The sequence below is a fragment of the Pseudomonas sp. Marseille-Q5117 genome, from assembly GCF_946901175.1.
In the GTDB taxonomy this organism is placed as follows: domain Bacteria; phylum Pseudomonadota; class Gammaproteobacteria; order Pseudomonadales; family Pseudomonadaceae; genus Aquipseudomonas; species Aquipseudomonas iranensis.
The window spans coordinates 1-13,456 of record NZ_CAMPPP010000018.1 but is presented as its reverse complement, the minus strand read 5'-3'; the positions used below and the strand labels follow the sequence as shown (position 1 = coordinate 13,456).

Genomic DNA, 13,456 nt, shown 5'->3' with positions numbered 1-13,456 from the left:
TATTATGCTGGCATTCATCGAACAGGCGATGACGGCAGACAGCAAAAACCGGCCACTCGGGCCGGTTTTCGGTGATGTTTCATACTCTTAAGAGTTTTTAACAAATTCAGGCGGGCACACCGCTGTGGAAACGGAATTCCTCGTCCGGCGATTCGATCAGTTCCTGCTCGGCCGCACGGACGCGCTCGATCACCTGCGCGACATCCTTGGCATCACCATACTGATAGGCCAGTTTCAGATAACCCTGAAAATGCCGCGCCTCGCTTTTCAGCAAACCGAAATAGAACTTGCCCAGTTCTTCGTCCAGATGCGGCACCAATGCTTCAAAGCGTTCGCAACTGCGCGCTTCGATGAAAGCGCCAACCACCAGCGTATCCACCAGTTTCACCGGTTCGTGGCTGCGCACCACTTTGCGCAGGCCCGAGGCGTAGCGGCCGGCGTGCAGCTGACGCAACTCGATCTTGCGCCGTTTCATGATGCGCATGACTTGTTCGTGGTGCACCAGTTCTTCCCGGGCCAGGCGCGACATCATGTTGATCAGGTCGACATGGGCGTGGTACTTGGCAATCAGGCTCAGCGCCGTGCTGGCGGCCTTGAACTCGCAGTTCTTGTGGTCGATCAGCAGGGTTTCCTGGTCGGCCAGTGCCGCCTGGACCCAGGCGTCGGGCGTGCGGCAGCCAAGGAATTCGTGGATTTCGGGAAGGATCATGGGGCTCACGGTAAAAGGTGTTCGAGCGAAGGGCGCCGATTATACCGGCCTGCCCGCAGACCACCAGCGGCGGCTGTTGATATGCATCAAGTCGCAGACGTTCGGGTAGCAACTATAGTTGTGCAACGCCGTGCCATTTCTTTGCTGGAGACTCCGCTCATGCAAGCCATTCGCAGCATTCTGGTGGTCATCGAACCTGAACATGCAGAAAGCCTGGCGCTAAAGCGCGCCAAGCTGATCGCCGGTGTCACCCAGGCCCATCTGCATCTGCTGGTGTGTGACAAGAAGCATGACCACGCCGGCCTGCTCAGCGTGCTCAAGGCTGCATTGCTCGCCGAAGGATACAGCGTGACCACCGAACAGGCGTGGAACGAGAGCCTGCACGAAACCATCATCGATGTGCAGCAGGCCGAAGGTTGCGGCCTGGTGATCAAACAGCATTTTCCCGACAGCTCGCTGAAAAAGGCCCTGCTGACCCCGGCCGACTGGAAGCTTCTGCGCCACTGCCCTACCCCGGTGCTGCTGGTAAAAACCGCAGGTTCCTGGAAGGACAAAGTGATCCTGGCTGCGGTCGATGTCGGCAATGCCGACGGTGAGCATCGGCATTTGCACAGCACCATCATCGATCACGGCTATGACATCGCCAGTCTGGCCAAAGCGCACCTGCATGTGATTACCGCGCATCCGTCGCCGATGCTCTCGGCGGCGGATCCGACGTTTCAGCTGAAATCGACCATAGAAGCCAAATACCGCGAGCAGTGCCGGGCGTTTCAGGCGGAGTTCGATGTCGATGACGAGCACCTGCACATCGAGGAAGGCCCGGCAGATGTGCTGATCCCGTTCATGGCGCACAAGCTCCAGGCGGCAGTAACGGTAATTGGCACGGTGGCGCGCAGTGGTCTGTCAGGCGCGTTGATCGGCAATACGGCTGAAGCGGTGCTGGATACGCTGGAAAGCGATGTGCTGGTGCTCAAGCCGCAGGAGGTTGAGGATCATCTGGTGGAACTGACGGCAAAACACTGAGGATCGCCATGCCTGACTGGCGCTTTCGCGAGCAGGCTCGCTCCCACATCTGGAATGCATTTCCCTGTGGGAGCGAGCCTGCTCGCGAAGCTTGTGCTGTTCAGGCGCCGAAGGCGTCTTTCAGAAAGCCCGGGGCGATGTAGCGCTGATAATGCGCTTCCGACAGCAGGAAGAATTCCCGATCAATGGCATCGCGCAGTTCCGGCAGGTTCCAGTCGCGGAACTCCGGCAGCAACACCATCCCGTACGCCTCAAGATTAATGATCACCCGCGCCCCCCGGGCAATCAGCTGATAGGCCCAGCAATATTCCGACTGATGCGGTACGAAGCGGATCTTGCGCTGTTCGAGCTGCTCGCGCAGGCGCGCCGGATCGAAGATCTCGACTTTGCTCGCCATCACTTGTGACAGCAACTGCTCCAGACGCAGCCACACCGCACGCTTTTCCTCCTCGTTGTATCCGTTCCAATGGATCACTTCGTGGTGGAAACGCTTGCAGCCACGGCACACCAGGTCACCGTAAACGGTGGAGCAGAGGCCGACGCAGGGGGTCTTGATGGTCTGATTGGGCATAAATGGGCAGAACACTGAAACGCGGAACAGGCCGGCATGTTAGCCCTTTGTCGGACATTGATCACCCCTCAAACAGCAAGGTCTCGCCGGCGTCGCAAGTTTGCTCCGGCCGCGCTGATTGCCACGAAAGTCCAATAGAGCGCGACTTACCTTTAAATTTTTTTTGCCGTAGAATCAGCCAGCCTTTTAAGGCGCCAATGTCCGTTAGAAGCTGTTTTCAAAGCGTCACGAGCACAGTCGTTCCTTCAGAGCGGTGTTGGCGAAGGGTTTTTCCAGCGGGGAAAAGCCCAACGCCAACCCTCATCAGCTCCCCGTTCTGCAGGCGTAAAACTTTGAAAGCAGCTTCTGTAAGGAATTGCCGGTAATTCTGGCCGAACGACCCACAACGTCGTGAGGCGCATGAGTACGGCAATTTCGGGATGAGCGTCCCGGACACCCATTTGGGACCACTGATGAGGGTAATAACTGTGCTTGAAGCCTACCGCAAACATATCGAAGAGCGTGCAGCCCTGGGTATCGTTCCCCAGCCGCTTAACGCCGAACAAACAGCAGGCCTGATCGAGCTGCTGAAGAACCCTCCGGCTGGCGAAGAAGCTTTCCTCGTTGACCTGATCACCAATCGCGTACCACCTGGAGTGGACGAAGCCGCTTACGTCAAGGCCGGTTTCCTGTCTGCCCTGGCCAAGGGCGAAGCCACCTCCCCTCTGCTGGACAAGAAACGCGCTGTCGAACTGCTCGGCACCATGCAGGGCGGCTACAACATCGTCACCCTCGTTGAACTGCTGGACGACGCCGAGCTCGCGCCAGTCGCCGCCGAAGAACTCAAGCACACCCTGCTGATGTTCGACGCCTTCCACGACGTCGCTGAAAAAGCCAAGAACGGCAACGTTCACGCCAAGGCCGTGCTGCAATCCTGGGCTGACGGCGAGTGGTTCAAGAAGCGCCCGGTCCTGGCCGACAAGATCAGCCTGCGCGTATTCAAGGTCACCGGCGAAACCAACACCGACGACCTCTCCCCTGCGCCAGACGCCTGGTCGCGTCCTGACATCCCGCTGCACGCCCTGGCCATGCTGAAAATGGCCCGTGACGGCATCGTTCCGGACGAGCAAGGCAAGACCGGCCCGATGAAGCAGATCGAAGAAATGCGCGGCCAGGGCTTCCCGATCGCCTACGTCGGTGACGTGGTCGGTACCGGTTCCTCGCGTAAATCGGCCACCAACTCGGTGCTGTGGTTCTTCGGCGACGACATCCCGTACGTGCCGAACAAGCGCGCTGGCGGTTTCTGCTTCGGCAGCAAGATCGCTCCGATCTTCTACAACACCATGGAAGATGCCGGCGCCCTGCCGATCGAGTTCGACGTGTCGAACATGAACATGGGCGACGTGATCGACCTGTACCCGCACGCTGGCAAAGTCTGCAAGCACGGTACCGACGAAGTCATCACCACTTTCGAAATGAAAACCCCGGTGCTGCTGGACGAAGTCCGTGCCGGCGGTCGTATCCCGCTGATCATCGGCCGTGGCCTGACCGAGAAGGCTCGCGCCGAACTGGGTCTGCCGCCGTTCGACCTGTTCAAGAAGCCGGAAGCTCCGGCTGAAAGCACCAAGGGTTTCACCCTGGCGCAGAAAATGGTCGGCAAGGCCTGCGGTCTGGCAGAAGGCCAGGGCGTGCGTCCTGGCACCTACTGCGAACCGAAGATGACCACCGTGGGTTCTCAGGACACCACAGGTCCCATGACCCGTGACGAACTGAAAGACCTGGCGTGCCTGGGCTTCTCCGCTGATCTGGTGATGCAGTCGTTCTGCCACACCGCGGCCTATCCAAAGCCGATCGACGTGACCACCCACCACACCCTGCCTGACTTCATCATGACCCGCGGCGGCGTTTCCCTGCGTCCGGGTGACGGCATCATCCACTCGTGGCTGAACCGCATGCTGCTGCCGGACACCGTCGGTACCGGTGGTGACTCGCACACCCGTTTCCCGATGGGCATCTCGTTCCCGGCCGGTTCCGGTCTGGTCGCGTTCGCTGCGGCCACTGGTGTAATGCCACTGGACATGCCGGAATCGATCCTGGTGCGCTTCAAAGGCAAGATGAAACCTGGCATCACCCTGCGTGACCTGGTTCATGCCATTCCGTACTTCGCTATCCAGAACGGTCTGCTGACCGTCGAGAAGAAAGGCAAGAAAAACGCCTTCTCCGGCCGCATCCTGGAAATCGAAGGCCTGGAAGGTCTGACCCTGGAGCAGGCGTTCGAACTGTCCGACGCCTCGGCCGAACGTTCGGCTGCCGGTTGCACCATCAAGCTGTCGAAAGAGTCGATCACCGAGTACCTGCAGTCCAACATCACCCTGCTGCGCTGGATGATCGGCGAAGGCTACGGCGATGCGCGTACCCTGGAACGTCGTGCTCAAGCGATGGAAGCCTGGATCGCCAATCCTGAGCTGATGGAAGCCGATGCCGACGCCGAATACGCCGAAGTCATCGAAATCGATCTGGCCGAGATCAACGAGCCTGTGCTCTGCGCGCCGAACGATCCGGACGACGCCCGTCTGCTGTCCAGCGTTGCTGGCGAGAAGATCGACGAAGTGTTCATCGGTTCGTGCATGACCAACATTGGTCACTTCCGCGCTGCCGGTAAACTGCTGGATCAGGTCAAGGGTCAGCTGCCAACCCGTCTGTGGCTGTCGCCGCCGACCAAGATGGACGCTCACCAACTGACCGAAGAAGGCTACTACGGCATCTACGGCAAGGCTGGCGCACGCATGGAAATGCCAGGCTGCTCGCTGTGCATGGGTAACCAGGCTCGCGTTGAGCCGAACAGCACCGTGGTCTCCACGTCGACCCGTAACTTCCCGAACCGTCTGGGCGACGGCGCGAACGTCTACCTGGCCTCGGCCGAGCTGGCGTCCGTTGCTTCGATCCTGGGTCGCCTGCCGACCGTCGAGGAGTACATGGAATACGCTGGCAAGATCGACAGCATGGCGGCCGATGTCTACCGCTACCTGTCCTTCGACCAGATCGCCGAGTTCCGTGAAGCTGCTGCGAACGCCAAGATACCGGTCGTTCAAGCCTAACGCTGCAAGGCAATAAAAAACGCCGCCCATCGTGAGATGAGCGGCGTTTTTTTTGATCGTTCCCACGCTCCGCGTGGGAATGCAGCCCCGGACGCTCTGCGTCCCCAAGCGTGACGCAGAGCGTCACAAGAGGCATTCCCACGCAGAGCGTGGGAACGATCAGTCATTACACAGCCAGCTTGTAAACCAGCGCCGAAATCGCCACCAGTCCCACCGCCGTAACAAACACGTTCGATGCCTGACCGCGATAGCGCGCCATCGCCGGCACTTTGCGAATCGCGTACATCGGCATCAGGAACAGAATCGCCGCAATCACCGGCCCGCCGACGGTTTCGATCATGCCCAGGATGCTCGGATCAAGCGTTGCGACAATCCAGCAGATCACCAGCATGAACGCCGCCACGATGCGATCCAGCGCCTTGGCGCCCGGACGTTTGCCGCTCTTGACGATCAGGCCCTTGAGGCCTTCGCTGGCCCCGATGTAATGACCGAGGAACGACTTGGAGATCGCCACAAACGCAATCAACGGCGCCGCAAACTCGATGGTCGGGTTGCTGAAGTGGTTGGCCAGGTACGACAGGATCGAAAGATTCTGCTCTTTCGCCTCAGCCAGTTGCTCCGGCGACAGGGTCAGCACGCAACTGAATACGAAAAACAGCACCAAAATGACCATCAATGCATGAGCGCGCGCGAGGATCTGTGAGCTGCGCTCGTCGGCGTGCCCACCGTAACGACGCTTCTGGTCCATCGCGAACGCCGAGATGATCGGCGAATGGTTGAACGAGAACACCATCACCGTAATCGCCAGCCACAGCGTATGCAACAGCGCTGACGGCGCCGGCACTTGCGAGGCGGTGGCGAGGATGCCGCCGTTCCAGTGCGGAATCAGGTACACGGCAAGGAACAGCAGCGCGACGATGAATGGATAGACCATCAGGCTCATGGCCTTGACGATCGCCTGCTCACCGCAACGCACCACGGCCAGCAGGCCGAGAATCAGCACGAACGACAGCAGCGCGCGCGGTGGCGGCGTGATGTGCAGTTGGTGTTCGAGGAAACTGGCGACCGTGTTGGTCAGACCGACGCTGTAGATCAGCAGGATCGGGAAGATGGCAAAGAAGTACAGCAGCGTGATCAGAGCGCCAGCCTTGATACCGAAATGCTGCTCGACCACTTCGGTGATATCGGCGCCTTCGCGACCGGACAGCACAAAACGGGTCAGGCCACGGTGCGCGTAAAACGTCATCGGGAATGCCAAAAGCGCGAGGATCACCAGCGGCCAGAAGCCCCCCAGCCCTGCGTTGATCGGCAAAAACAGGGTGCCGGCGCCAATGGCCGTCCCAAACAGTCCCAGCATCCAGGTGGTGTCCTGGCGATTCCAGCTCGAAAGTTCAGCGGGTGCTGCTGCGTCGAAGCGCTTTTCGAGGCTATTGGCCTGATCATTCATCCGGTCGGATCTCCGCTTTCCGGTCACTTGCCACTCGGTCAGGACGCGTCGGAAAAAACCGACAGACATGCTCCGGCCGAAACAGGGGCGCGATTCTCCGTGATAAATCAATGCAAGCAAAGACTTAGCTGAGGAATGGTTGTGCGGAGCAGATAGAAGGGTAGTCGTTTACAGAAAAAACAGTGTCGCAAACGGATACGTCGGATGCCGTTCAAAGATACGTATCGAGGGGGCTCAGAGCGATATACCGAGCATGAAACCCAATAAAATGCAGTACAGCCCGAAACCAAATAGCAACCAGAGCTTGCCATTCTCCTTTCTATCTCTGATGCGCACCGTTTCTTCGTATTCTGCGAACTCCCGTTCAATTCGTTCCAGTCGTGCCTTGCGGTCATATGTGCCCATATTGATTTATCCCTTTGGATAATGCGCCTGAGGTCGTCAACCCTGAATGCTCAAAACTTGAAGAAAACGCCTGCCACTGCGGTGATCGCGGTCAAGACTCCGCCAAACACTGCAATGGGATAGAGCTTCGTCTCTCTGGATAGCTTTTTCTCTTCAGCCTGAAGTTTTTTCCATTCGGCCACGAGCTTTCGTGATTCATTCTCCAGCCTGTCGAGCTCCAGATTTTCCCGGTCGTTATGAAACATTCGCCCTCCTTGGCTGTTGGCAGCAGCAGTGTCAGCAATGCGTGCGCATTGACGACTTTTGTCAGATCTGCATCATCAAACGGGTTCGCCCACGCTGACTAGCAGACGCATCTGCCATCCCCGTAGGCAAAATCCGCGAGTCACGTAAGCCCCCTCATTCGCAGAATCCGACAGATTCCGGACCAACCGCCTACCAGAATCCTGCCGTTGATCTAGTGTGAAAGGGCCCATAACTCGAGGAGTTCTCCCATGCCACTGGTTCGCGTCGACATTCAGCAAAACCCCGACCCCACTTTCGCCAGACGCATCGGCGAACAGGTCTACGTCGCCCTGCGCAACTGCATCGATGTGCCCGAACACGACAATTTCCAGATCCTTAACGAGCACGATGGCCAGCACTTTGTTTATGACCCGCAATACCTTGGCATCCAGCGCAGCGACGGCGTGGTGTTCATCCAGATCACCATCAGCGAGGGGCGCACGGTGGAGAAGAAACAATTGCTGTTCAAAACCATCGCCGAAAGCCTGCATACGCAACTGGGCATCCGCCTGGAAGATGTGTTCATCAGCCTTGTAGAGGTTAAAAAAGAGAACTGGTCGTTCGGCAATGGCATTGCGCAATATGTGAGTTGATTCGGCAATGACAGTCGGCACGTTGGCTATCTCAACTCTTAGTTCGAGATGAAGCAACCGTTACTGCGCTTTCAGAACTTTCCTACAAAACACACACACATTTAAAATCCTTTCCAAATAATACCTGACCAACCCAGCACGCCACTTTGTTACAAGTAACTACGCAAGCCTTGAGCTCACTTTATCTATCTGCCTATATTCCTCCGCCTGAGGTTCAACGGATCGACTCCGCAACCTTAATTATTCGGCAAAGAGGATTGAGTATGAAAAATCACCCGAGGAATTGTCTTCTGTTTGCGACATTGCTTATGTCGATCACAACAGCCAACGCCGACATCCGCGAGCTGGCCTCCTCCCCGCGCTGGCTGACGACCAAGGTCTACGTTGAAGGCGCCCCGCAAACCGATGTGAAAACGAGTTACCCTGGTGTTGTCGGCATATCGACGTGGGATCCCGAAACCAACCGCTATGAGTTCTTCTACACCGACACGGGTGAATCCAAATATGACAACGGTGGCGGCGGATACTTTTTTGTAACTGGCGACCAGCAACAACATGTCCTGGTACCGGACAAAGGCCCCGTCAAGACCATCGTCAGACGCTTGGAAACATTGAATAAAAACGAATTCACCTATTCCCGTGAAGTGCCACGCGACATGATTGAAAACAATCCGCCCGTACGCATTCACGTGGTTCACGCGCCCTATACCGGAAGTGTCGAAACAAGATCTGCCATTGCCCGATAAGTACGGAGTTCGATATGAAAAAAACAATAACGTCACTGCTGCTGTCCGCCTCCCTGATGTCCGCTGGTCTGCTTGCGGTCAGCACTGCGCAAGCCTCGACGGCCGCGACAAAGAATGCCGTCGCCGACAACACCATGATGCTGACGGTGTTTCTCAAACACGATCAATCGCGCCCGCTAAGTGAACTGAAGGCGCAACTTGCCCAGCAAGGCTTTTATAAAACCTTCCCGCCTGCCGGCGTCGAAGTGGTGAGCTGGAACATCATGATGGGCATCGGTCAGGTCGTTACAGTGCGTTTTCCCGCGTCCCGACTGGCAGAAGTGAACCTGGCGCTGGAAAACACGGCTTGGGGTAGCTACCGAACCGAGTTCTATCCTACCTATGATTTCAAACCGATCGCCCTCGCCGAACAGAGCAAAGCGCAGGCGGCCCAGTGACATGGCCGGCACGCCGGATCATCGGCGTGCCGGCGTTCTTGCTTCTTGCCCGAAGCCGTCCAGAATCAAAGCACCACTGCGCGAATGCAACGATTGCCAAGCCGCTGCGGATTCAGCACTCTGAGTCGACTTTCGCGACCCACCCGCCGCCAATCACAGGAGCCGCGCAATGCCCGCAACCGTTCTGGTACTGGTTGAAACGATCAATGACTATCTGCCGATTCTCGAGCATCAGGGATTCCACCTGATCCTTGCACCAACGCCAGCCGAACGCGCGCAAGCCATCGCCACTCATGGCAGTCGCATCGACGCCGTGCTCACTCGCGGCCCGCTGGGCCTGACTGCGCAAGAGATCAGCGCCCTGCCCGCCCTGAAAATCATCACGGTGATCGGCGCCGGTTATGAACAGGTCGACCTGCAAGCGGCCAGCGACCGCGGGATCACCGTCACCAATGGCGCCGGAGTCAACGCCTCATCAGTGGCCGATCATGCGATGGCATTGCTGCTGGCATTGGTTCGCGACATCCCGCGCTGCGATGCCGCCGTGCGCCGCGGTGAATGGCCGAAAATCATGCGCCCGTCGCTGGCCGGCAAGCGTCTGGGCATCCTCGGGCTGGGCGCCGTGGGCATGGCGATTGCCAAGCGTGCCGAGCTGGGTTTCGACATGCAGATCAGCTACCACAACCGCCAGGTGCGCAGCGACGTCGCTTATGCGTTCTGCTCGACACCGACCGATCTGGCGCGAGCCTCGGACTTTCTGGTCGTTGCCACGCCCGGCGGCATTGCTACTCAACATCTGGTGACGCGAGCCGTGCTCGATGCCCTCGGCCCCAAGGGTTTTATCGTCAACATCGCCCGCGCCAGTGTTATCGCAACGGCAGATCTGATCACCGCACTTGAACAACGTCGTATTGCCGGCGCAGCGCTGGATGTGTTCGATCACGAACCGGAAGTGCCTGATGCCCTGAAACACCTCAGCAACGTTGTGCTGACTCCCCACGTCGCTGGGCTTTCCCCTGAAGCCACCCAAGGCACCGTTGAACTGGTGGGGAAGAACCTGATGGCGTTTTTCTCCGGGCAACCGGTGCTGACGCCTGTCGCCCTGCCGCCAAAACTGAGTAACCAGCGCGTGCATTAACGCGCCTGGCATCGTCGAACCGCGCCGATCCTTGGCCCATTCTCAAAGTTGATTATCCAGCAACACGCTAACCTATAAGACCGATCCGCGCTTGTGAGCACCCGAGCGCACCATTAGATTAGCCAATGATGTCTGGCCTCCAAAATAAGCAGAAGGGATAAGCATGGCGCTTACTGACCAGTCCACCCGGATCCGTGCAGGCGAAGAACTTGATGCCAGCCTGATCGATCCGTATCTCAAGGCGCACATTCCCGGCCTGACCGGCACGCCGCAGATCAGCCAGTTTCCTGGCGGCGCGTCGAACCTGACCTACCTGCTGGAATACCCCGAACAAGAGTTCGTTCTGCGCCGTCCGCCGTTCGGCCACAAGGCCAAATCCGCCCACGACATGGGCCGTGAGTTCCGCATTCTCAACCAACTGCGCGACGGCTTTCCGTATTGCCCGAAAGCGTATGTGCACTGCACCGACGAATCGGTGATTGGCGCCGAGTTCTATGTGATGGAACGGGTCAAGGGCATCATCCTGCGCGCTGAGCTGCCGCCGGAGCTGGGCCTCGATTCGGCGAAAACCGAAGCATTGTGCAAAAGCTTCATCGACCGTTTCGTTGAACTGCATCGGGTTGATTACAACGCCTGCGGCCTCGGCGATCTGGGCAAGCCTGAAGGCTACGTCGCGCGGCAGATCAAGGGCTGGAGCGAGCGCTACGAAAAAGCCCTGACCCCGGACGCGCCGCACTGGGAAGCAGTCAAAGCCTGGCTCAACGACAAGATGCCGGCCGACCACCCGACCTCCAGCATCGTCCACAACGACTATCGCTTCGACAACGTCATCCTCGACCCGGCCAATCCGATGCAGATCATCGGCGTGCTCGACTGGGAACTGACCACCCTCGGCGACCCGCTGATGGACCTGGGCAACACCCTAGCCTACTGGATCGAAGCCGGCGACCCGGCACCGGTGCAACTGATGCGTCGCCAGCCAAGCCACGCACCGGGCATGCTGACCCGCCGCGAATTCGTCGACTACTACGCCGAGCGCTCGGGCATCCGCATCGACAATTTCGACTTCTACTACACCTACGGCCTGTTCCGCCTGGCCGGCATCGTGCAGCAGATCTACTACCGCTTTTACCATGGCCAGACGCAGGACAAACGCTTCGCGCAGTTCATTCACATGAACAAACTGCTGGAGCAGATGAGCCTGCAGGTCATCCAGAAATCCAGCCTCTGATCCGGGCCAATAACAAGACTTTCAACAAGGGAAACCCATGTCCAAGACTCAGTTGTTCGACCTCGACGGCAAAATCGCTTTCGTCTCCGGCGCCAGCCGTGGCATCGGTGAAGCCATCGCCAAACTGCTGGCCCAGCAAGGCGCCCACGTGATCGTCTCGAGCCGCAAGCTCGAAGGCTGCCAACACGTCGCCGACGCCATCATCGCCGCCGGCGGCAAGGCAACAGCCGTGGCCTGCCATATAGGTGAGATGGAGCAGATCAGCCAGGTCTTCGCCGGCATCAAAGAGCAGTTCGGCCGCCTCGACATCCTGGTCAACAATGCCGCGACCAATCCGCAATTCTGCAACGTGCTCGACACCGATCTGGGTGCGTTCCAGAAGACCGTCGACGTGAACATTCGCGGCTACTTCTTCATGTCAGTCGAAGCCGGCAAGCTGATGCGCGAAAACGGTGGCGGCAGCATCATCAACGTCGCCTCGATCAACGGCATCTCGCCGGGTATCTTCCAGGGCATTTACTCGGTGACCAAAGCGGCGGTCATCAACATGACCAAAGTATTCGCCAAGGAATGCGCGCAATTCGGCATCCGCTGCAACGCCCTGCTCCCCGGCCTGACCGACACCAAATTCGCCTCGGCGCTGGTCAAGAACGATGCGATTCTGAAACAGGCACTGACCCAGATCCCACTCAAACGCGTAGCCGACCCAAGCGAAATGGCCGGCGCAGTGTTGTACCTGGCCAGCGATGCGTCGAGCTACACCACCGGCGTGGCGCTGAATGTGGATGGCGGGTTCCTGTCCTGATTTCCAGGGCAAATTGCTGTCCCGTGTGGGAGCGAGCCTGCTCGCGAAAACGTTGTGTCAGTCAGCTATGTTTTGACTGATACCACGCCTTCGCGAGCAGGCTCTCTCCCACAGGGTCACTGCTGGGTTCCAGGCCTCGTGCAATCGAGGAATCGCGAGTGTTATTGGGTTATGCAACGGGTAGTGGTGATGTGACGCGTCACCTGCCCATCCACATACACATCCCCGGCAACCTCAGTATTTTCCAGCACCTCACACCGACGTTCCGGCGGTGGCGGCGGCGCGACAGGCGCAGGGGGTGGAGGACTGGCACAACCGGCCAACAACACTGCAAGAAAAGCCAACGGCAATACGCGTTTCCCAGGATTATTCATAGGACGACCCGCGGTAAAGGGAGACAAACTCCCGCAACCCAACCGGCCGCGGAAGACCTGACCACTCATTCTTTATAGCTGAGCACCTTGTTAGCGCCAGTGGATTGGGGAGATTGGGTGGGATTGGCTGTCGGTTTTGCGGGGGTTTTCCGGCAGAGGGCTGGATTGAGATCATCGTTGCCGGCAAAGGTCGCATCGCGAGCAGGCTCGCTCCCACAGAAAAGCAAAATCAAATAAGCAAGCCACCCCACCACCCAACACGATGAGCGTTAGCTCGAGTACCGCTTTTGATCTTGATTCACAGGCGACGTCGGAAGGCTGAGTGGAGGGATTGATCCGGGCGTGGGAGCGCAGCGATCGTCTGGCGCAGCCAGACACAGCGGAAGGAGGTGCAGCGAAGCAAACCGTAGCCGCTGCGCCCGGATCAGTCCCGGAGCGAAGGAACCCGAGCCTGCGAGGGCCGAACGTAGGAGCAAGCGTTTTGGGTTACCTTTTTGGCGTTTGAAAAAGGTGACCCGCCGTAAGGGCGGAACCGCAATCCGCAACACCCGCAGAAACGGATATACACCCAAAACCCAAGAGCCTGGTCGCCCCAAAGGCCGCCAAGGTGCCACC

General features: G+C 58.4%; 13 protein-coding genes. 8 read left to right on the top strand and 5 right to left on the bottom strand.

From position 1 onward, the window contains the following. Window positions 1–106: 106 nt before the first annotated feature. Window positions 107–709 carry a tRNA-(ms[2]io[6]A)-hydroxylase gene (locus OC605_RS23390; protein WP_016775115.1) on the bottom strand — a complete coding sequence of 201 codons (603 nt, stop codon included), beginning with the start codon at window positions 707–709 and terminating at the stop codon, window positions 107–109. Between the two features lie 159 nt (window positions 710–868). Between OC605_RS23390 and OC605_RS23385 the strand changes: the two genes are divergently transcribed. Further along, window positions 869–1,732, top strand: a complete 864-nt coding sequence (locus tag OC605_RS23385; protein WP_076562374.1) for a universal stress protein — start codon at window positions 869–871, stop codon at window positions 1,730–1,732. A 100-nt stretch (window positions 1,733–1,832) separates the two neighbouring features. Here the strand turns inward: OC605_RS23385 and OC605_RS23380 are convergent, their stop codons facing one another. Further along, on the bottom strand, window positions 1,833–2,303 hold the full coding sequence (locus OC605_RS23380) for a DUF1289 domain-containing protein (RefSeq protein WP_024013275.1): 471 nt from the start codon (window positions 2,301–2,303) through the stop codon (window positions 1,833–1,835). A gap of 467 nt (window positions 2,304–2,770) precedes the next feature. Between OC605_RS23380 and acnB the strand changes: the two genes are divergently transcribed. Beyond that, on the top strand, window positions 2,771–5,380 hold the full coding sequence (acnB, locus tag OC605_RS23375) for a bifunctional aconitate hydratase 2/2-methylisocitrate dehydratase (RefSeq protein ID WP_039763151.1): 2,610 nt from the start codon (window positions 2,771–2,773) through the stop codon (window positions 5,378–5,380). Window positions 5,381–5,546: 166 nt separating this feature from the next. Here the strand turns inward: acnB and OC605_RS23370 are convergent, their stop codons facing one another. The 3 genes from OC605_RS23370 to OC605_RS23360 all read right to left on the bottom strand — a co-directional run bounded on the left by OC605_RS23370 (window position 5,547) and on the right by OC605_RS23360 (window position 7,477). Then, complete coding sequence (locus tag OC605_RS23370; RefSeq protein WP_262139760.1) at window positions 5,547–6,827, bottom strand: HAAAP family serine/threonine permease; 1,281 nt, start codon at window positions 6,825–6,827, stop codon at window positions 5,547–5,549. A 234-nt stretch (window positions 6,828–7,061) separates the two neighbouring features. Continuing rightward, window positions 7,062–7,232 carry a hypothetical protein gene (locus OC605_RS23365; RefSeq protein ID WP_174823842.1) on the bottom strand — a complete coding sequence of 57 codons (171 nt, stop codon included), beginning with the start codon at window positions 7,230–7,232 and terminating at the stop codon, window positions 7,062–7,064. Between the two features lie 50 nt (window positions 7,233–7,282). Next, complete coding sequence (locus tag OC605_RS23360) at window positions 7,283–7,477, bottom strand: hypothetical protein (protein WP_133336570.1); 195 nt, start codon at window positions 7,475–7,477, stop codon at window positions 7,283–7,285. A 249-nt stretch (window positions 7,478–7,726) separates the two neighbouring features. On the opposite strand from OC605_RS23360, the gene OC605_RS23355 reads away from it, so the two are divergent. The 6 genes from OC605_RS23355 to OC605_RS23330 all read left to right on the top strand — a co-directional run bounded on the left by OC605_RS23355 (window position 7,727) and on the right by OC605_RS23330 (window position 12,467). After that, window positions 7,727–8,110, top strand: coding sequence for a tautomerase family protein (locus OC605_RS23355; protein ID WP_133336572.1), 384 nt, complete (start codon window positions 7,727–7,729; stop codon window positions 8,108–8,110). 263 nt (window positions 8,111–8,373) lie between these two features. Then, entirely contained in the window at window positions 8,374–8,856 is a 483-nt protein-coding gene (locus OC605_RS23350; protein WP_133336574.1) for a DUF4822 domain-containing protein, read from the top strand. A 14-nt stretch (window positions 8,857–8,870) separates the two neighbouring features. Then, on the top strand, window positions 8,871–9,293 hold the full coding sequence (locus OC605_RS23345) for a hypothetical protein (protein ID WP_262139757.1): 423 nt from the start codon (window positions 8,871–8,873) through the stop codon (window positions 9,291–9,293). A gap of 169 nt (window positions 9,294–9,462) precedes the next feature. After that, a complete protein-coding gene (locus OC605_RS23340) occupies window positions 9,463–10,431 on the top strand; it encodes a 2-hydroxyacid dehydrogenase (RefSeq protein ID WP_024013281.1) in 969 nt (322 codons plus the stop codon). Between the two features lie 163 nt (window positions 10,432–10,594). Further along, entirely contained in the window at window positions 10,595–11,662 is a 1,068-nt protein-coding gene (locus OC605_RS23335; RefSeq protein ID WP_122698659.1) for a phosphotransferase family protein, read from the top strand. Between the two features lie 37 nt (window positions 11,663–11,699). Next, window positions 11,700–12,467: an SDR family oxidoreductase gene (locus OC605_RS23330; RefSeq protein WP_041480848.1), complete on the top strand. Its 768-nt coding sequence runs from the start codon at window positions 11,700–11,702 to the stop codon at window positions 12,465–12,467. Window positions 12,468–13,456 lie beyond the last annotated feature (989 nt).

Excerpts from the sequence above, each read along its gene's own strand:
- OC605_RS23390 (WP_016775115.1), bottom strand. The coding sequence starts at position 709 with ATGATCCTTCCCGAAATCCACGAATTCCTTGGCTGCCGCACGCCCGAC.
- OC605_RS23385 (WP_076562374.1), top strand. The coding sequence starts at position 869 with ATGCAAGCCATTCGCAGCATTCTGGTGGTCATCGAACCTGAACATGCA.
- OC605_RS23380 (WP_024013275.1), bottom strand. The coding sequence starts at position 2,303 with ATGCCCAATCAGACCATCAAGACCCCCTGCGTCGGCCTCTGCTCCACC.
- OC605_RS23370 (WP_262139760.1), bottom strand. The coding sequence starts at position 6,827 with ATGAATGATCAGGCCAATAGCCTCGAAAAGCGCTTCGACGCAGCAGCA.
- OC605_RS23365 (WP_174823842.1), bottom strand. The coding sequence starts at position 7,232 with ATGGGCACATATGACCGCAAGGCACGACTGGAACGAATTGAACGGGAG.
- OC605_RS23360 (WP_133336570.1), bottom strand. The coding sequence starts at position 7,477 with ATGTTTCATAACGACCGGGAAAATCTGGAGCTCGACAGGCTGGAGAAT.
- OC605_RS23355 (WP_133336572.1), top strand. The coding sequence starts at position 7,727 with ATGCCACTGGTTCGCGTCGACATTCAGCAAAACCCCGACCCCACTTTC.
- OC605_RS23350 (WP_133336574.1), top strand. The coding sequence starts at position 8,374 with ATGAAAAATCACCCGAGGAATTGTCTTCTGTTTGCGACATTGCTTATG.
- OC605_RS23345 (WP_262139757.1), top strand. The coding sequence starts at position 8,871 with ATGAAAAAAACAATAACGTCACTGCTGCTGTCCGCCTCCCTGATGTCC.
- OC605_RS23340 (WP_024013281.1), top strand. The coding sequence starts at position 9,463 with ATGCCCGCAACCGTTCTGGTACTGGTTGAAACGATCAATGACTATCTG.
- OC605_RS23335 (WP_122698659.1), top strand. The coding sequence starts at position 10,595 with ATGGCGCTTACTGACCAGTCCACCCGGATCCGTGCAGGCGAAGAACTT.
- OC605_RS23330 (WP_041480848.1), top strand. The coding sequence starts at position 11,700 with ATGTCCAAGACTCAGTTGTTCGACCTCGACGGCAAAATCGCTTTCGTC.